19 protein-coding genes are annotated in these 18,763 nt (G+C 61.3%); all 19 read right to left on the bottom strand.

The genetic code is table 11. The features are described 5' to 3' along the window. Nucleotides 1-40 precede the first annotated feature (40 nt). Nucleotides 41-1,390, bottom strand: a complete 1,350-nt coding sequence (flhF, locus tag AC09SL_RS00355; RefSeq protein ID WP_058543544.1) for a flagellar biosynthesis GTPase FlhF — start codon at nucleotides 1,388-1,390, stop codon at nucleotides 41-43. Between the two features lie 11 nt (nucleotides 1,391-1,401). After that, nucleotides 1,402-3,531 carry a flagellar biosynthesis protein FlhA gene (gene flhA / locus AC09SL_RS00350; RefSeq protein ID WP_058543557.1) on the bottom strand — a complete coding sequence of 710 codons (2,130 nt, stop codon included), beginning with the start codon at nucleotides 3,529-3,531 and terminating at the stop codon, nucleotides 1,402-1,404. 162 nt (nucleotides 3,532-3,693) lie between these two features. After that, complete coding sequence (flhB, locus tag AC09SL_RS00345) at nucleotides 3,694-4,830, bottom strand: flagellar biosynthesis protein FlhB (protein ID WP_058543545.1); 1,137 nt, start codon at nucleotides 4,828-4,830, stop codon at nucleotides 3,694-3,696. A gap of 3 nt (nucleotides 4,831-4,833) precedes the next feature. Beyond that, nucleotides 4,834-5,610, bottom strand: a complete 777-nt coding sequence (fliR, locus tag AC09SL_RS00340) for a flagellar biosynthetic protein FliR (RefSeq protein WP_196764460.1) — start codon at nucleotides 5,608-5,610, stop codon at nucleotides 4,834-4,836. A 10-nt stretch (nucleotides 5,611-5,620) separates the two neighbouring features. Then, nucleotides 5,621-5,890 (bottom strand): flagellar biosynthesis protein FliQ, encoded by a 270-nt coding sequence (gene fliQ / locus AC09SL_RS00335; protein ID WP_003184009.1) that lies wholly within the window; start codon nucleotides 5,888-5,890, stop codon nucleotides 5,621-5,623. A gap of 23 nt (nucleotides 5,891-5,913) precedes the next feature. Then, entirely contained in the window at nucleotides 5,914-6,663 is a 750-nt protein-coding gene (gene fliP, locus AC09SL_RS00330) for a flagellar type III secretion system pore protein FliP (RefSeq protein ID WP_003199111.1), read from the bottom strand. Then, the gene (gene fliO, locus AC09SL_RS00325) at nucleotides 6,663-7,100 is read right to left on the bottom strand and encodes a flagellar biosynthetic protein FliO (protein WP_058543547.1); all 438 of its coding nucleotides are present in this window, start codon (nucleotides 7,098-7,100) and stop codon (nucleotides 6,663-6,665) included. Before fliO ends, fliP begins: the two co-directional genes overlap by 1 nt. After that, nucleotides 7,101-7,559, bottom strand: a complete 459-nt coding sequence (gene fliN, locus AC09SL_RS00320) for a flagellar motor switch protein FliN (protein WP_003199107.1) — start codon at nucleotides 7,557-7,559, stop codon at nucleotides 7,101-7,103. It lies immediately after the preceding gene. 72 nt (nucleotides 7,560-7,631) lie between these two features. Beyond that, a complete protein-coding gene (gene fliM / locus AC09SL_RS00315; RefSeq protein ID WP_003184019.1) occupies nucleotides 7,632-8,600 on the bottom strand; it encodes a flagellar motor switch protein FliM in 969 nt (322 codons plus the stop codon). 9 nt (nucleotides 8,601-8,609) lie between these two features. After that, nucleotides 8,610-9,113, bottom strand: coding sequence for a flagellar basal body-associated protein FliL (fliL, locus tag AC09SL_RS00310; RefSeq protein ID WP_058543548.1), 504 nt, complete (start codon nucleotides 9,111-9,113; stop codon nucleotides 8,610-8,612). 223 nt (nucleotides 9,114-9,336) lie between these two features. Next, nucleotides 9,337-10,710 (bottom strand): flagellar hook-length control protein FliK, encoded by a 1,374-nt coding sequence (locus AC09SL_RS00305; RefSeq protein ID WP_058543549.1) that lies wholly within the window; start codon nucleotides 10,708-10,710, stop codon nucleotides 9,337-9,339. A gap of 89 nt (nucleotides 10,711-10,799) precedes the next feature. Further along, on the bottom strand, nucleotides 10,800-11,144 hold the full coding sequence (locus AC09SL_RS00300) for an Hpt domain-containing protein (protein WP_058543550.1): 345 nt from the start codon (nucleotides 11,142-11,144) through the stop codon (nucleotides 10,800-10,802). Between the two features lie 32 nt (nucleotides 11,145-11,176). Beyond that, nucleotides 11,177-12,883 (bottom strand): fused response regulator/phosphatase, encoded by a 1,707-nt coding sequence (locus AC09SL_RS00295; protein ID WP_058543551.1) that lies wholly within the window; start codon nucleotides 12,881-12,883, stop codon nucleotides 11,177-11,179. Nucleotides 12,884-12,888: 5 nt separating this feature from the next. Next, a complete protein-coding gene (locus AC09SL_RS00290) occupies nucleotides 12,889-13,194 on the bottom strand; it encodes an STAS domain-containing protein (RefSeq protein ID WP_058543552.1) in 306 nt (101 codons plus the stop codon). 102 nt (nucleotides 13,195-13,296) lie between these two features. Continuing rightward, nucleotides 13,297-13,746: a flagellar export protein FliJ gene (fliJ, locus tag AC09SL_RS00285; protein WP_058543553.1), complete on the bottom strand. Its 450-nt coding sequence runs from the start codon at nucleotides 13,744-13,746 to the stop codon at nucleotides 13,297-13,299. 6 nt (nucleotides 13,747-13,752) lie between these two features. Beyond that, the gene (gene fliI, locus AC09SL_RS00280) at nucleotides 13,753-15,111 is read right to left on the bottom strand and encodes a flagellar protein export ATPase FliI (RefSeq protein WP_058543554.1); all 1,359 of its coding nucleotides are present in this window, start codon (nucleotides 15,109-15,111) and stop codon (nucleotides 13,753-13,755) included. Then, entirely contained in the window at nucleotides 15,101-15,958 is an 858-nt protein-coding gene (gene fliH / locus AC09SL_RS00275; RefSeq protein ID WP_058543555.1) for a flagellar assembly protein FliH, read from the bottom strand. The genes fliI and fliH overlap by 11 nt, the downstream gene beginning before the upstream one ends. A 7-nt stretch (nucleotides 15,959-15,965) precedes the next feature. After that, nucleotides 15,966-16,985 (bottom strand): flagellar motor switch protein FliG, encoded by a 1,020-nt coding sequence (gene fliG, locus AC09SL_RS00270; protein WP_003199086.1) that lies wholly within the window; start codon nucleotides 16,983-16,985, stop codon nucleotides 15,966-15,968. Continuing rightward, nucleotides 16,978-18,762 (bottom strand): flagellar basal-body MS-ring/collar protein FliF, encoded by a 1,785-nt coding sequence (gene fliF / locus AC09SL_RS00265; protein WP_058543556.1) that lies wholly within the window; start codon nucleotides 18,760-18,762, stop codon nucleotides 16,978-16,980. The genes fliG and fliF overlap by 8 nt, the downstream gene beginning before the upstream one ends. Nucleotide 18,763 lies beyond the last annotated feature (1 nt).

Raw genomic sequence — 18,763 nt, 5'->3', positions numbered from 1 at the left:
CAGACCATCGATGTAGGTACAAAAAATATTCATGATTACCTCAGCCGACCTGCTTGGTCGGGCTGTGGTAGATATCAGCGAACATATCAGCCATGGCTTCTTCGCTGGGTTCTTCCTGCATTTGCACACTCACGGCACGACTGACCAGTTGATGACGGCGCGGCAGATGCAAATCATCCGGGATCCGCGGCCCGTCGGTCAGGTAGGCCACCGGTAGTTCATGACCGATCGCCAGGCTCAACACCTCGCCCAGGCTTGCCGTTTCGTCCAGCTTAGTCAGGATGCAGCCGGCCAGCCCGCAGCGTTTGTAGCTGTGGTATGCGGCGGTTAGAACCTGTTTCTGGCTGGTGGTTGCCAACACGAGATAATTTTTTGACTTGATACCGCGTCCAGCCAGGCTTTCGAGCTGCATGCGCAGGGCTGGATCGCTGGCTTGCAGGCCTGCGGTATCGATCAGCACGACGCGTTTGCGCAGCAGCGGCTCCAGTGCCTGGGCCAGGGACTGGCCCGGATCCACATGGGTCACCGACACATTGAGGATCCGGCCGAGGGTCTTGAGTTGCTCCTGGGCACCGATACGGAAACTGTCCATGCTCACCAGGGCAATGCTCTGGGCACCGTACTTGAGTACGTAACGGGCGGCGAGCTTGGCCAGGGTGGTGGTCTTGCCCATGCCGGCAGGGCCGACCATGGCAATCACTCCACCCTCTTCCAGCGGCTCGACTTCCGGGGTCGCAATCATCCGCGCCAGGTGGGCCAGCAACATGCGCCAGGCCTGGCGAGGCTCTTCGATGCCATTGATCAGCGCCAGCAGGTCCCGGGACAACGGGCCGGACAGGCCGATGCGTTGCAGGCGACGCCACAGGTTGGCCTGGGCTGGACGGCTGCCTTGCAACTGGTTCCAGGCCAGGGAGCCGAGCTGGACTTCCATCAGCTCGCGCAGGCTGTTGAGTTCAAAGCGCATCGAGTCCAGGGCACGCGGATCGACACCTCGGGCAGGCGCTGCTGGCGCCGGCTCAGGACGACGCGGTTCGGCGTGGGCCTGCTCGATCAGCGGTTCGGCAGCGGTCAACGGCAGGCCGGCCGTCAGCGGCTGACCGGCGAACAATTGACGATTGGTGCCCGCCGCGCCCTCGCCTTCGCTGCCGCGCAGGCTCAGTTCGGCCTGGGCGCTGGCAATACGCGATTGGGTCTTGCGCAGTTCGTCTTCGAGTTCCATGTTCGGAACCCGTGGAGCCAGCGCCGACAATTTGTAATCCAGAGCGGCCGTCAGCTCGACACCGCCAGCGATCCGGCGATTACCGATGATGGCTGCTTCAGCGCCCAGCTCGTCACGAACCAGCTTCATGGCCTGACGCATATCGGCGGCGAAAAAACGCTTCACTTGCATAAACCACTACCTCAGCCGTTGGGCCCTACTGTCGCAACGATGGTCACTTGCTTGTTGTCCGGTATTTCCTGGTACGCCAGTACATGCAGCCCCGGGACCGCGAGGCGCCCGAATCGCGAGAGCATCGCGCGAATCGGACCGGCCACCAGCAGGATCACCGGTTGGCCTTGCATCTCTTGCCGCTGGGCTGCTTCGATCAGCGAACGCTGCAGCTTCTCAGCCATGCTTGGCTCCAGCAAGACACCCTCTTCCGAGCCTTGTCCTGCCTTCTGCAGACTATTGAGCAATATCTGTTCCAACCTTGGTTCCAAGGTGATCACAGGCAGCTCAGACTCAGTCCCTACAATGCTTTGGACGATTGCGCGGGACACGCCGACCCGAACCGCAGCCACCAGGGCGGCGGTATCTTGACTCTTGGAGGCGTTGTTGGCGATAGCCTCGGCAATACTGCGTATGTCGCGCACGGGCACCTGTTCGGCCAACAGTGCCTGCAGCACCTTGAGCAACTGCGACAACGAAACCACACCCGGCACCAGCTCTTCAGCCAGCTTCGGCGAGCCTTTGGCCAGTACTTGCAGCAGTTGCTGGACTTCTTCGTGGCCGATCAGCTCGCTGGAGTGCTTGTACAAAATCTGGTTCAAGTGGGTTGCCACCACCGTACTGGCGTCCACCACGGTATAGCCGAGGGACTGCGCCTGGGCCCGCTGGCTGATTTCGATCCACACCGCTTCCAGGCCGAAAGCCGGATCCTTGGCGGTGATGCCGTTGAGGCTGCCGTAGACCTGTCCGGGGTTGATCGCCAATTCGCGGTCGGGGTAGATCTCCGCTTCGGCCAGGATCACCCCCATCAAAGTCAGGCGGTAGGCACTGGGCGCCAGGTCGAGGTTGTCGCGGATATGCACGGTGGGCATCAGGAAGCCCAGGTCCTGGGAGAGCTTCTTGCGCACCCCCTTGATCCGCGCCAGCAACTGCCCCCCCTGGTTGCGGTCGACCAATGGAATCAGGCGATAACCGACTTCCAGGCCGATCATGTCGATTGGCGTCACGTCATCCCAGCCCAGCTCCTTGGTTTCCATGGCGCGGGCCGGCGACGGCAGCAGTTCCTGCTGGCGCTTGACCTCTTGCAGGGCCTGGACTTTCTGCACGTTCTGTTTCTTCCAGAACAGATAGGCGGCGCCGCCAGCCAGGGCGGCCATGCTCAGGAAGGAAAAGTGCGGCATGCCCGGCACCAGGCCCATCACCGCCATCAGGCCGGCGGCAACCGCCAGGGCCTTGGGCGAGGCGAACATTTGCCGGCCGATCTGCTTGCCCATGTCTTCGGAGCCCGAAGCACGGGTCACCATGATCGCGGCAGCTGTGGATAACAACAGTGATGGCAATTGCGCCACCAAACCGTCACCGATGGTCAACAAGGCGTAGACCTTGCCAGCGTCGCCGAACGTCATGTTGTGCTGGAAGATGCCGACGGCCATGCCGCCGATCAGGTTGATGAACAGAATCAGCAAACCGGCGATGGCGTCACCGCGTACGAATTTGCTGGCACCGTCCATGGAACCGTAGAATTCGGCTTCCTGGGCGACTTCAAGACGACGCAGCTTGGCCTGGCTCTGGTCGATCAGGCCGGCGTTGAGGTCGGCGTCGATCGCCATCTGCTTGCCCGGCATTGCATCGAGGGTGAAACGCGCGCTCACCTCGGAAATCCGCCCGGCGCCCTTGGTTACCACGACGAAGTTGATGATCATCAAGATGGCGAAGACCACGATACCAACCACGTAGTTACCGCCGATCACCACCTCACCGAAGGCCTGGATCACCTTGCCAGCGGCCGCATGCCCATCATGACCGTGGATCATCACGACCCGGGTGGACGCCACGTTCAGCGCCAGACGCATGAGCGTCGCCACCAGCAGAATGGTCGGGAACACCGCGAAGTCCAGCGGCCGCAGGGCGTATACGCACACCAGCAGCACGACGATCGACAGGGCGATGTTGAACGTGAAGAACACGTCCAGCAGGAACGGCGGCACCGGCAACATCATCATGGCGAGCATGACCATCAGCAACAGCGGCACGCCCAGATTGCCCCGGCTGAGGTCTGCTACGTTGTTGCGTGCGGTGCTGAGTAACTGAGAGCGATCCACCAATATTCCCCGTTCCTGTGAAGCAAACTTTTGACGCCCGGAGGGGGCGCAGACGGGGTATTGCAAGAAGCCTTCCAACTTTTGTCGGAGCTGCCGAAGGCTGCGATCTTTCACCTCGCAGTCGAGATATCAAGATCAAGAGATCGCCGCCTTCGGCAGTTCCTACGAATCGCGGCGCAAATCCGGCGGGATTGGCAGATCCTTGAGCGGCTCGGGGCGCTTGCCCTTGCCGGCGCGGTGCTGGCGGATCTGGTAGACGTAGGCCAGCACCTGGGCCACGGCCAGGTACAGGCCTCCGGGAATTTCCTGGTCGAGTTCAGTGGAGTAGTAGATCGACCGCGCCAGGGCCGGGGATTCGAGCAGCATCACTTCATTGGCCACGGCGATCTCACGGATCTTCAGCGCCAGGAAGTCACTGCCCTTGGCCAGCAACACGGGTGCGTTGCCTTTCTCGGGGTCGTACTTGAGCGCCACGGCATAGTGGGTCGGGTTGGTGATGACCACATCGGCATCTGGGATCGCCGCCATCATCCGCCGCTGGGACATCTCGCGCTGCAACTGGCGGATCCGCTGCTTGACCTCCGGCTTGCCCTCCTGGTCCTTGTGCTCGTCACGTATTTCCTGCTTGGTCATCATCAGCTTCTGCTTGCTCTGATACAGCTGGATCGGCACGTCGATGGCGGCGATCAGGATCAGCCCACAAGCCATCCACAACGAGCTCCAGCCGACCACTTGCACACTATGGATAATGGCTTGTTCGAGGGGCTCATGGGCGATGCGCAGCAGGTCGTCGATGTCGGCTTGTAAAACCGTTAACGCGACGAAGAGAATCAGGAAGAATTTCCCAAGAGCCTTGAGCAACTCCATCAAGGCATTCGTGGAAAACATCCGCTTAAGGCCGTTGGCCGGGTTCATCCGGCTGAATTTCGGCGCCAGGCTCTTCCCGGCGAACAACCAGCCCCCCAAAGAAATAGGGCCAATGATGGCTGCCAGCAGGAGGAAAATCAGCACCGGCTGTACCGCCAGAATCGCGATTTTGCCTGAATGCAGCAAATACAGACCCATCGCGCCCGGACTGAGCAGCACCTCACGGGGCAGGGAGAAGTTCAGGCGCATGATTTCCAGCAGGTCCAGGGCCAACCCGCCACCATAAATCAGCAACCCGCCCGCCCCGGCCAGCATCACCGCAAGCGTGTTGAGCTCCTTGGATCGGGCAATCTCACCCTTCTCCCGGGACTCGCGCTTGCGCTTTTCCGTGGGGTCTTCTGTCTTGTCCTGACCACTCTCGCTCTCGGCCATGGTTCAGCGTGCCTGTGCCATGTCGCGTAAAAGCTGCAAGGCCTGAGTGGCCAGCGGCTGATACTGGTTGAGGATATCCCCCAGGCTGACCCAGAAAATCACCATGCCCAGCACGAGGGTCAGCGGGAAACCAATGGAGAAAATATTCAATTGCGGTGCCGCACGGGTCATCACGCCAAACGCGATGTTGACCACCAGCAACGCGGTGATCGCAGGCAATACCAGCACCATCGCCGCACCCAGAACCCAGCCGAGCTTGCCGGCGATTTCCCAGAAATGATTGACCAGCATCGCACTGCCCACTGGCAGGGTGGTAAAGCTCTCGGTCAATACCTCGAACACCACCAGATGCCCGTTCATGGCAAGAAACAACAACGTTACCAGCATCGTCAGGAACTGACCGATCACCGCTGTGTTGACGCCGTTGGTAGGGTCGATCATGGACGCGAAGGCCATGCCCATCTGGATCGAGATGATTTGCCCGGCCACCACGAAGGCCTGGAAGAACAGCTGCAGCGAAAACCCCATCAGGGCACCGATGAGAATCTGCTCGGCCACCAGCATCAGCGCGCTGAGGTCCAGGGCATTGACTGGCGGCATCGGTGGCAGCCCGGGCACGATGACTACCGTGATGGCCAAGGCGAAATACAGCCGTACGCGGGTCGGCACCAGGGTCGTACCGAACACCGGCATGCTCATGAGCACCGCGGCGACGCGAAACAGCGGCAGGATGAACGATGCCACCCACGTACTGATCTGGGTGTCCGTCAGCGCGAGCATCGACATGAGGTCAGCCGATCAACTGCGGAATACTGCCGTACAACTGCAGGATGTATTCCATGAAGGTTTGCACCAGCCAGGGACCGGCGACGATCAGCGTCACCAACATCACCAGCAGGCGCGGCAGGAAGCTCAGGGTTTGCTCATTGATTTGGGTCGCGGCCTGGAACATTGCCACCAGCAGCCCCACCAGCAGGCTGGGGATCACCAGGATGGCGACCATCATGGTCGTCAGCCAGAGCGCTTCACGGAACAGGTCTACCGCTACTTCAGGCGTCATATCGTCCTATCCGCACAAAAGGCCTAAACACCGCCGAAACTGCCCGCCAGGGTACCGATGATCAGCGCCCAGCCATCCACCAGCACAAACAGCATGATCTTGAATGGCAGGGAAATGATCAGCGGCGAGAGCATCATCATGCCCATGGCCATCAGGATACTGGCGACCACCAGGTCAATGATCAGGAACGGGATGAAAATCATGAAGCCGATCTGGAACGCGGTCTTGAGCTCGGACGTCACGAACGCTGGCACCAGGATGGTCAGCGGCGCCTGATCGGCACTGGGGATATCGGTGCGCTTGGACAGGCGCATGAACAGTTCCAGGTCGCTGCTGCGAGTCTGGGCCAGCATGAAATCCTTGATCGGCACTTCAGCCTTGGCCACGGCATCCTGGGCGGTGATTTTTTCTGCCAGGTAAGGTTGCAGCGCATCCTGGTTCACCCGGTCGAACACTGGCGCCATGATGAACATGGTCAGGAACAGCGCCATGCCGGTGAGAATCTGGTTCGAGGGCGTCTGTTGCAGGCCCAGGGCCTGGCGCAGGATCGAAAAGACAATGATGATCCGAGTGAAGCTGGTCATCAGCATGACGAACGCCGGGATGAAACTCAGCGCGGTCATGATCAGCAGGATCTGCAGGCTGACCGAGTATTCCTGGGCCCCTTCGGCGTTGGTTCCGAGGGTGATCGCCGGGATCGAGAGCGGATCGGCGGCGAACGCCAACGGTGCGGCCAGCATCAGGGCCAATGCCAACAGAATGCGCAACGGCATTACTTTTTATCCTTCTGGTCTTTGCCCAACAGTTCCATGAGGCGCTGGGCAAATTCGGGGCTGGCCGGCTCGGTGGAGGGCACCTGCACCGGCTCCTTGAGCACGTGCAAGGCGGTGATGGTGCCGGGGCTCAAGCCCAGCAGGATCTGCTCGTTACCGACCTGCACCAGCACCAGCCGGTCGCGCGGCCCGAGCGCGCGGGAACCGACAATGTCGATGACCTGCCCCTTGCCAGCCGGCCCCGCCTGCTGCACACGCCGCAACAGCCAGGCGAGAAAGAAGATCAAGCCCAGCACCAGCAGCAAGCCGAACACCAATTGCGCCAGTTGCCCGGCGACGCCACTGCCTATCGCCGGCGCAGCGGCGGCCGTGGCAACCGGTTCGGCCGCCAGCACGCTCAATGGCAGCATCGCGGCGACTGCGAAGAAACCTTTCACTCAGCGCAACTTCTTGATGCGTTCGCTCGGGCTGATCACGTCCGTCAGGCGAATGCCGAACTTCTCGTTGACCACCACCACTTCGCCATGGGCGATCAAGGTGCCGTTGACCAGCACATCGAGCGGCTCGCCGGCCAGGCGATCCAGCTCGATCACCGAGCCCTGGTTGAGCTGCAACAGGTTGCGGATGTTGATGTCGGTGCTGCCCACTTCCATGGAAATGGACACCGGGATATCGAGGATCACGTCCAGGTTCGGGCCATCAAGCGTCACCGGCTCATGACTCTTGGGCACGCTGCCAAATTCTTCCATCTGCAAGCGACTGGACGCATGGGCGCCAGTGTCGGCCGCCAGCAAGGCGTCGATATCAGCCTGCCCGGCATCGCCGGTTTCTTCCAGGGCCGCAGCCCATTCATCGGCCAGCGCCTGGTCATCCTGGGTATTCATATCGTCAGCCATCATTTGTCCTCGGCGGGCAAAAAATCAGTTAGAAGCAAAAATCCGTTACAAACTTAAGGAGTTCGACACCGCTCAGCGGCGTTCGATCGGCTCGATCACCTGCAACGCCAGGTTGCCTTTGTGAGAGCCCATCTTGACCTTGAAGGCCGGCACGCCATTGGCGCGCATGATCATGTCTTCCGGCATCTCGACGGGGATGATGTCCCCCGGCTGCATGTGCAGGATGTCCCGCAGACGCAGTTGGCGCCGAGCGACCGTCGCGCCGATCGGCACGTCGACATCCAGCACGTCCTGGCGCAGCGCATTGATCCAGCGCTCGTCCTGATCGTCGAGGTCCGATTGGAAACCGGCGTCGAGCATTTCGCGCACCGGCTCGATCATCGAGTACGGCATGGTCACGTGCAGGTCGCCGCCACCGCCATCGAGCTCGATGTGGAAGGTCGAGACCACAATGGCCTCGCTTGGGCCGACGATGTTGGCCATGGCAGGGTTCACTTCCGAGTTGATGTACTCGAAGTTCACTTCCATGATCGCCTGCCAGGCTTCCTTCAAGTCGACGAAGGCCTGCTCCAGCACCATGCGCACCACGCGCAACTCGGTCGGGGTGAATTCCCGCCCTTCGATCTTGGCGTGACGACCGTCGCCACCGAAAAAGTTGTCCACCAGCTTGAACACCAGCTTGGCGTCAAGGATGAACAGCGCGGTGCCGCGCAACGGTTTGATTTTCACCAGGTTGAGGCTGGTGGGCACGTACAGCGAGTGTACGTACTCACCGAACTTCATCACCTGCACGCCACCGACGGCCACGTCGGCCGAACGGCGCAGCATGTTGAACATGCTGATGCGGGTGTAGCGGGCGAAACGTTCGTTGATCATTTCCAGGGTCGGCATGCGTCCGCGAACGATGCGATCCTGGCTGGTCAGGTCGTAGCTTTTGACGCTGCCCGGTTCAGCAGCGTTTTCGGTCTGTACCAGACCGTCGTCGACACCATGCAACAGCGCATCGATTTCGTCCTGGGACAGCAGGTCCTGCACGGCCATGTCGTGTTCCTACTGCAATACGAAGTTAGTGAAGAGCAACTGTTCGATCACCACTTTGCCGAGCTCTTTCTGAGCCACTTCCTGCACGCTGGCCGTGGCTTTCTGACGCAGCATTTCCTGGCCGACCGGAGTGGCCAGGGTGTCGAAATTCTGTCCGGAGAACAGCATCACCAGGTTATTGCGGATCAGTGGCATATGCACCCGCAGCGCTTCCAGGTCAGCCTGGTTGCGGCCCAGCAGGGTAATGCTCACCTGCATGTAGCGTTGACGACCGTTCTGGGTGTAGTTGGCCACGAAGGCCGGCGCCATGGGTTCGAAGATCGCCGGCTGCTTGCCCACTGGCGCTGCTTCCGCCGCCACGGCCGGCTTGCTTTGAGCGCTGTGCATGACATACCAGGTCGCCCCCACGGACACACCAACCGCCAGGAGCAAACCCACCACGATCATGATGATCAGCTTGAGTTTGCCTTTGGTTGCAGGGTCTTTTACAGCTGCTGCTTCACTCTTCGCCATGCCAATAATCCGTCACTAATCGGGGTTTTCACTGTTGCACGGCAAGGCTGGAGCAAGTGTTATGCCAGAAGAGGAAGGACGGCGTCAGATGTAATCTTCAGATGCCATAAACCGATGTGGGAGCGGGCTTGCTCGCGAAGGCGGTGTATCAGTCGACATAATCGTGAACTGACACACCGCCTTCGCGAGCAAGCCCGCTCCCACAAGGGAAAACGTCGCTTGATCAGGCGTAGTAGTCGACCGCGCTGCTGCCAATGACGCTGGTGGTGCTGGCCGCCACTTCCGCGACGCTGGCCGGCAGGTGTTCATCTACCGAATCCACTCGCCCACCCGACGACGTGGTGCGTCCAGCCTGGGCTTGTTGCTGGGCCTGCTGCCCCTGGTTCTGCGAACCACGGGATTGATCAGACACACTGACGTCGACCTGGCCCATGCCCTGCTGGGCGAAACTGTCCCGCAAGCGATGCAACTGGCCTTCGAGGGCTTCGCGAACGCCGGAGTGAGCGCTCATGAACGTGACCTGGGTCTGCTGGTCCGGAACCATGTTCACCCGGATATCCAAGCGCCCGAGTTCGGCGGGTTGCAGTTGGATATCGGCCGCCTTCAGATTGACGCTGGACAGGTACATCACCCGGTTGACCACCTCTTCGGTCCAGCCGCTCTGATTCATCGCGATAGGTTGGTTGACCGGCACCGCGTTGGCGGTCTTGGGCGTAGCAGCCTGGGTCAGTGCAGCCAGGCGGTTGGCGAAATCGTCCACGCGAGTGTCACTGGAAGCGGCGCCCAGGTCCTTGAGGCCTTCGCTGATCAAGCCACCGAATGCCTTGTCGCCGCCCTGGCTGCCGGACTCGGTACTGTTCTGGTCGGCCTGCACGGTAAGCATGCTCGCCATGCCGGCGGCGAAGGTCTGCGCCGAAGTCGGCTCACCGTCGGGTGACGCCGGGGCAGCACCCTTGGGTTGGGCCTGGCTAGCGGCGGAAACATGACCGCCCTGCTCCATCGCCAAGCGCAACGCTGGCAATGCGTCGAGAGGGTCGGCCTGAGGGTCAAAGGCCGAATCGTCTACTGGGGCCGCAGCCTGGGCCGGCGTCGCCAGTGATGCAAGCGGGGCTGCCACCGCGGTGGCTGGCTGAGCTTCAGTCGTGACCACCGCAGGGGCCGGTTCCGCCGGGGCTGTCGCGACCGGCACCGTCATGTCCGGCTGCAGTCCTGGATCAAGGCTCGGATCGACAGGTGCAGCATCCGCCACAGGCGTTTCTGCCGAGTCAGCCTTGTCGTCGCTGCCAGTCTTGTCGTCGGCGCTGGCCGGCTTGTCCGCGGGCAAGGGTTTGCCGCTATCGGCAACCGTCGACTCCGAGACGGCAGGGGTTTGGTTGCCGGTGTCTTTTTTGACGGTGTCGCTGGTAGCGTTGTCGCGCACCGACTTCATCGCTGGCTCAGGGGCTAGCGCTGCCTTGGCAGGCGCCTGCTTGGCGAAGACTTGAGCGAAGCTGGAGGCTCTATCCCCGAGATCGGGGGCCGCTGCCGGTGAATTGACGGCGGCCTGAGGCTTGGCCCGGACAGAGGCCTGAAGCAGTGTATTGGGGGTAACAGGCATAAATAAAGTCTCCGCTGCACTGGAATCATAGGTACAGTCGAGACTAGGCAATGCAAGGCGCGGGCCAATGTCTGCCCGATCGTCCAATCTCAGCAGTGGAAGCCTTCGCGCTCTTCCCTGCAAAGCTTGCGAACACAAGCAAATTCGCTGTCGATTTCGCTGACCAGTTTCTCGATACCGCCCAATGACGGCTGCTTGGCACGCTGTTCCAGTTCGCCACATAGCTCGGCCAGGCGGATAGCGCCCATGTTGCTGCTGCTGCCCTTGAAGCTGTGAGCCGTGGCGCTGAGTTTTTCAGCGTCGCGTGCCTCATGCAGCACGCGCAAGCGAGCCTCCGAGTCATTGAGAAACGTATCCAGCAATTCCAGATACCCCTCCTCCATGACTTCCTTCAACGTGCTGAGCACGTCGCGGTCCAGATGAATTTCGTTCACTTGTTCGCTCCCTGATCAAGAATGGCCCCCGATTATGCCGGAGCCTCCCAGAAAAACTCCACGCGCGCACTACGACCATCGTCTGACCAACTGGCGTGGTGGCTCAATTGACGCACCAGGCTCACGCCGCGTCCCGACAATCGCTCACAGTCCACAGGACGCGCCAGCACCCTGTCGACATCAAAGCCCTCGCCACTGTCATCGACCTCTATGGCCAGGCGACCACCCTCGCCGCCTGGCGAGACATGCAAGTGCACCCGCACATAGCCGTCGTTGAGCTCATCCAGGCGCGTATTGCGCTCGCGGTAGTAGTGGGCAAAACCCGCCGCATCACGCTTGAGGCTCGAGTCCAGACCCAGCACCCCATGATCCAGGGCATTGGAATACAGCTCCGACATGACGCTGTAAAGGGCGCCACTCTGCGCCCTGAGCCCATGGACCTCCAGTAGCAATTGCAGCAGGTAGGGCATCGGGTTGAAGCGCTTGAGCGTCTGCGCCCGGAACTCGAAGCTCACCGACCAATCCAGCGGGCTGGACTGGCCGCTATCGGAATAGACCGGTGGCGGCGGGTTGAGTTGCGTCGGCGCAACCAGTCGTAACTCGACCATGCTGAAATCATCCCGCGACTCACCGCGAAAATCTCGCAGGGCCTGCTGGATATCTTCAAACAGCAGGTCGGGTTCACGGTTGGCTGCGAACACCTGCTGCAGCCGCTCCACACCAAACAATTGCTCGTCTTCGTTGGTGGTATCGATCACGCCATCGGACAACAGGAACACCCGGTCACCCAGCGACATGGGATGTACTTCGGTGCGGTCATCGAACAATTGAGGGGTGAGCACGCCCAACGGCAGGTGCCGCGCCGGCAATGGCGTACGCACGCCGCTGAGGCTGTCATGCAGGTATCCATCGGGCATGCCGCCGTTCCAGACTTCTACCGTGCAACGCTGGAAGCTCAGGCATAACAACGTCGCGCAGCAGAACATGTCCACGGGCAGGATGCGTTTGAGCTTGGCATTCATCTCTCGCAGGATCTGCGCCAAGCCGTAGCCCTTGGCGGTCATCCCGTAGAACACTTCCGCCAGCGGCATCGCGCCGACCGCCGCTGGCAAACCGTGGCCAGTGAAATCCCCCAGCAAGACGTGCATGTCGCCGGCCGGGTTGAACGCTGCCAACAGCAGATCACCGTTGAACAGGGCATAAGGCGATTGCAAGTAACGGATGTTCGGCGCGCTCAGGCAGCCGGAGTGGGCGATCTTGTCGAACACGGCCTTGGCGACCCGTTGCTCGTTGAGCAGGTAGTCGTGGTGCCGAGCAATCTGGTCGCGCTGCTCCACCACCGTGGCCTGCAACCGACGCAAGCGGTCCATGGCCTTGATCTTGGCCGCCAGGATCACTTGGTTGTAAGGCTTGGCCAGGAAATCGTCGCCGCCCGCTTCCACGCAACGGGCCAGGGCTTCGCCCTCAGTCAACGAGGTGAGGAAAATGATCGGGACCAACTGGTCCCCGGCCAACTGCTTGATTTTCTGCGCGGCTTCGAAGCCGTCCATCACCGGCATCATCGCGTCCATCAGCACCAGGTGCGGACGCTGCTCCAGATAGACGTCGACCGCTTCGGCGCCATCGGCCGCAGTGAGCACATGATGCCCCTGGCGGCGGACAATGGTCGACAACAGCAGTCGATCAGCGGCACTGTCTTCGGCAATCAGGACCGTCAGCGACTCCGACGACGATTGCATGGCGATCAACTGATGTCGAACAGCTTGTCGAAATTGGAGATCGCGAGGATTTTCTTGACGTCACTGCTGCTGTTGACGACCCGGATATCTGACGCGTCGCCACCGGCATGGTCACGCAACAGCAGGAGCATGCCCAAGGCGGAACTATCGAGATAAGTGGCTTCTTTCAAATCCACCACGATGGAGTCGGGTTTCTTGTTGAGCCGTTCATAGGACTCGCGAAACTCCTGATGCCGTCCGAAATCGAATCGACCTTTGATCGAGATCGTCAGCTTATGCCCATCGGGGGATACTTCGGTAACAACTGACATGATCGGCTTCCTTGTCATGGACATACGTGTACAAGGTGTAGCATCTGGTAAAGGTCTGAGCAAGGTATTGCCTCATTCATCCGACAGAATCCAGGCTTCACATCAATAGGGATTCTGACGTGGCAGGCGTTGGGACAATTCATCGAGCAGTTTCTGTTCGCGCCTGTCTTCCAGTTGCCGAGCCTCATCAATATAACGCTGCACCAGTTTGCGCAGCCCTTCGACCCGGGCAAATGCCTCTTGCCAGCTCTGGCGGGCCTTCTCCAGGTTGTTCTGGTGCCAGACCAGGCTCTGGCGCTGCTGGTCGATAGCGGTACCCAACTGCGCAAGGAATCCTTGGTAACCCAACAACCACTGTCCGGAAACCCCGTGGGCGCCACGGGCGATCCACTGCTCCTGGTATTCGAGCCGAAAGTTTTCGAGATCGGCCAGTTTGCTTTCGGCGACTTTGACCTGGCCCTGGAAATACGCCAGTCGCTGGACGGCGGTCTTCTCGGCCTTTTCGGCCATGTCCACCACTGGCGCCAGGCGCGCCGCACGACTCGTGGCCATGGCCGGTTACGTGCCTGAGACCGGGGCGAAAATAGTCTGCAAGTGCGCTTCGCTGGCGCCCATGCCGATGTTGTCGTTCAGGCTCTGGCGCAGGTAGACGGCCATGGCGGGGTAAAGGTTGATAGCGGTGTCGGTCTCGCGGTCACCGCCGGGGACATAGGCGCCGACGCTGATCAGGTCGCGGCTTTGCTGGTAGCGCGACCAGTACTGCTTGAACTGCTGGGCCCGCTTCATGTGCTCGGCACTGATCACCGACGGCATGACCCGACTGATGGACGCCTCGATGTCGATGGCCGGGTAATGCCCTTCCTCGGCCAGGCGCCTGGACAGCACGATGTGCCCGTCGAGTACACCCCGGGCCGAGTCGGCGATGGGGTCCTGTTGGTCATCGCCTTCGGACAGCACGGTATAGAACGCGGTGATCGAACCGCCGCCCTTTTCCGCGTTGCCGGCGCGCTCCACCAGTTTCGGCAGCTTGGCGAATACCGAAGGCGGATAACCCTTGGTGGCCGGCGGCTCGCCGATGGCCAGGGCAATTTCCCGCTGGGCCTGGGCGAAACGGGTCAGCGAATCCATCAGCAACAGGACGTTCTTGCCCTTGTCGCGGAAGTACTCGGCAATGCGCGTGCAGTACATCGCTGCCCGCAGGCGCATCAATGGCGCATCGTCCGCAGGCGACGCCACCACGACCGAACGCTTGAGTCCTTCCTCGCCGAGAATGTGCTCGATGAATTCCTTGACCTCGCGCCCCCGCTCGCCGATCAGCCCCACCACGATGATGTCGGCTTCGGTGAAGCGGGTCATCATGCCCAGCAGCACACTCTTGCCCACCCCAGTACCGGCAAACAGGCCCAGGCGCTGGCCGCGTCCGACCGTCAATAAACCGTTGATGCAGCGGATGCCCACGTCCAACGGTACGCTGATGGGGTCGCGCTTGAGGGGGTTGATCGTCGGGCCGTCCATCGGCACCCAGTCTTCAGCCTTCATGCCGCCCTTGCCGTCCAGGGCCCGCCCGGCCCCGTCCAGAACGCGCCCGAGCATGCCCATGCCCATGGGCAGCCGACCGGTGTCAGCCAGGGGCACCACGCGCGCCCCCGGGGCAATGCCTGCAACGCTGCCTACTGGCATCAAGAAGACCTTGCTGCCGGAGAAGCCCATGACTTCGGCTTCGACCTGCACCGGGTGATAGCTGTCGTCGTTGATCACCATGCAGCGACTGCCCATGGCGGCACGCAGGCCTTCGGCTTCGAGGGTCAGGCCGACCATGCGCAACAGGCGGCCTTCCAGGATCGGTTGGCCGGCCAGCTCGCTGGCCTCGGCGTAGCTGCCCAGGCGCTTGCCGAAGCTGGTTCGCTCAAGGCGCATCGCGACTGTCCAGCGCAGAAGCATCCAATTCAGGCACATCCAACCCAGCATCCAACCCTGCATCGGCCGGCGCTGCATCAGCACCCACCAGGGGTTCGTCCGGTAACTCCAGGCTCAGGTCGGGAGCGGCCGGGTGCAGGGCCTGTTCGTGCAACTGGTCGAACAATTTGGCCATGATCTGGCTGATGCGGGTTTCAACGGTGGCGTCGATGCGGCTGTGCTCGGTTTCCACACGGCAGCCGCCGGGCAGCAGCGAAGCGTCCTCGACGATGCGCCAGGTTTCCTCATGGCGCTCGCGCAGGGCCTTGACCAGCTCGAAGTCCTGGGGATTGATGTACAGCCGCACGTTACCCACGCCCAATGGCAACAACTTGAGCGCCTCGCGCATGACATGTTCGATCTGAGTCGAATCGATGGCCAGTTCGCGCTGGATCACTTGCCGGGCGATGTGCTGCACCAGCCCCAGCAGGGACTTCTCGATCTGGGTGTCCTGCTCGGCGATGGGATCGAACAGGTTGAGCATCAGCGATTCCAGCGCACGGAGCTTGGCCGTCAGCGCCACATCGGCTTCCTGACGGACCTTGAGCGTGGTGCTGTGGAAACCTTCCTTTTCACCCACGGCAAAGCCTTCGTTATAGGCTTCCTGGCGAATGCTCTCGACTTCCTCGAGGGTCAGCGGCTGGACTTCTTCCAGCGGCACTTCCTCCGGTTCCGGGAGCTCTTCCACCGGTTCGGGCTCAGGCTCGGGAACATGGGGGTCGAAGCTGGGCAGCGACCAGACGTCGAAACCACCGACGTCGCGGGCGCGGATCAGGTCGCTGGGTGCTTCATCACTCTTGGCAGACATAACGACCTTAGATCATCTCTTCGCCGCCCTTGCCACCGAGAACGATCTCCCCGGCTTCGGCCATGCGGCGGGCGATGGTGAGGATTTCCTTCTGTGCAGTTTCCACGTCGCTGACGCGTACCGGGCCCTTGGCCTCGAGATCGTCGCGCAACAGTTCGGCCGCCCGCTTGGACATGTTCTTGAAGATCTTTTCCTTGACGCCTTCGTCCGACCCCTTGAGGGCCAGTACCAGCACGTCGGACGACACTTCGCGCAACAGCGCCTGGATGCCACGATCGTCGACATCGGACAGGTTGTTGAACACGAACATAAGGTCTTCGATCTGACCGGACAGGTCTTCGTCGAACTCGCGGATCGAGTCCATCAACTGACCTTCGATCGAGCTGTCGAGGAAGTTCATGATGTCCGCCGCGCGCTTGATGCCACCCAAGGTGGTGCGCGAGGCATTGGAGTTGCCCGAGAACTGCTTCTCGAGAATCTGGTTCAATTCTTTCAGGGCCGCCGGCTGCACGGTGTTGAGCGAAGACACCCGCAGGATGATGTCCAGGCGCACCTTGTGGTCGAAGTTGCCCAACACTTCACCGGCCTGGTCCGGGTCGAGGTAAGCCACCACGATCGCCTGGATCTGCGGGTGCTCGTAGCGAATCACGTCGGCAACGGCCCGCGGTTCCATCCACTTGAGGCTGTCCAGGCCGCTGGTGTTGCCGCCCAGAAGGATCCGGTCGATGAGGCCGTTGGCCTTGTCCTCACCCAGTGCCTGGGTGAGCATCTTGCGCACGTAGTCGTCGGAGCCGACGCCCAGGCTGGTCTGATCGCCGACGATGTCGACGAACTCACTCATCACCTGCTCGACCTGCTCACGGTGCACGTTGCCCATTTGTGCCATGGCCACGCCCACACGCTGGACCTCCTTGGGCCCCATGTGGCGCAGCACTTGGGCAGCGTCGGTCGAACCCAGGGACAGCAGCAGGATCGCAGCTTTGTCGACCCGGGACAATTTGGCAACAGCGGCTCGATTATCACTCATCTGCGTTAATCCACTCTTTCACGACCTGGGCCACACGACCCGGATCTTCTGCCACCAGACTCTTGATGGCGTTCAACTGAGCGTCATAGCCTTCGCTCGGGCTTGGCAGCAGAATACTCTGCGGCCCGCCGAGGCTGACGCGATCGTTGGCCAATTCGCCATCCAGGCCGCCCATGCCTCCCAGCTCGACATCACCCAAGCCTGCCAATTGCTTGCTCTTGCCGCCACCGGTGATGTTGTTGAGCACCGGGCGCAGCACGCCAAACACCAGCACCAGGATAAACAGCACACCCAGTACTTGCTTGACCACATCCCAGAACCAGGGTTGCGAATAAAACGGAATATCGGCGACCACTTCACCGCGCTCTTGGGAGAACGGCACGTTGATCACGCTGACGCTGTCGCCGCGGCTGGCGTCGAAACCGACGGCGTCCTGCACCAGGCGAGTAAAGCGTGCCAATTCGTCGGCGCTCCATGGTGCACGACTGGTTTCGCCGTTGGCCGGGTTGATCTTGACCTGATCGTCCACCACCACGGCGACCGACAGGCGATTCAAACGACCCTGTTGTTGCTTGGTGTGGCTGATGGAACGATCAAGCTCGAAGTTCTTGGTCGACTGCTGACGCTTGTCGGCCGGGTACGGCGCCAGCATCGGCTGGCCGGTGGCCGGGTCCATGATCTGCTGGCCATTGGCATCGATCAGCGGCTGGCCTGGCTGCACCATACCGGCGGCCGCCGTGGCGCCACCGGTGGTCTGCGGCGCGCTGGCTGGCGACGGCGGCTGGTTGCTCAGGGCACCCGGTACGCCTTGCGGGCCATTGCTGGCGGTACGTTGTTCATTGACCGACTGCTCGCTACGCAGTGCCGGCTGGTCGGGGTTGAACTGCTCGGAAGTGGACTCGACGGCACTGAAGTCGACATCGGCCGACACTTCGGCCTTGTAGCGATCGTTACCCAGGATCGGTTGCAGGATGTTGTGCACCCGCTGGGTCAGCATGCTTTCCATGCGACGGCTGTAATCGAATTGCTTGCCGGCCATGGTCAGCGCGGAGTTTTCCGCCTGATCGGACAACAGGTTGCCTTTCTGGTCGACCACTGTGATCTGCGATTTGCTCAGCTCAGGTACGCTGGTCGCCACCAGATTGACGATGGCAACGACCTGGCCTGGCTCCAGGGAGCGGCCCGAATACAGCTCGACCAATACCGAAGCGCTGGGCTTGCGCTCATCGCGCACAAACACCGAGCTTTTCGGAATCGCCAGGTGCACGCGGGCGCCCTTGACGTTGTTCAGGCTGGAAATGGTTCGCGCCAGCTCACCTTCCAGGCCGCGACGATAACGGGTCGCTTCCATGAACTGGCTGGTACCCAGGCCCTGGTCCTTGTCGAGGATCTCGAAACCGATGTTGCCATCGGTAGGTGTCACGCCAGCTGCGGCGAGCTTGAGGCGCGCACGGGCAACGTCATCGGCCTTGACCAGCAAGGCGCCGGAATTGGGTTCGACGGTGTAAGGAATGTCGGCGGAAGCCAGCGTTTCCATGACTTGCTTGGCGTCCATACCCGCCAGACTGCCATACAGCGGCCGGTAGTCCGGCTGCTGGGACCACAGCACCACGGCAAAACCAATCGCCACGCTGGCAGCCAGGCCGACCAACAGGCCCACCTGACGCAGCATGGTCATCTCGGAGAGATTTTCCAGGAAGGACAGACCGAACAGCGGCGGTTTGCCGTCTACCGGAGTGGCCTTGGCCGGAACGTTATCAACGGCTGCTTCTGCCATG

The sequence above is a fragment of the Pseudomonas sp. PF05 genome, from assembly GCF_056521845.1.
This window is presented reverse-complemented; position numbering and strand designations above follow the sequence as displayed.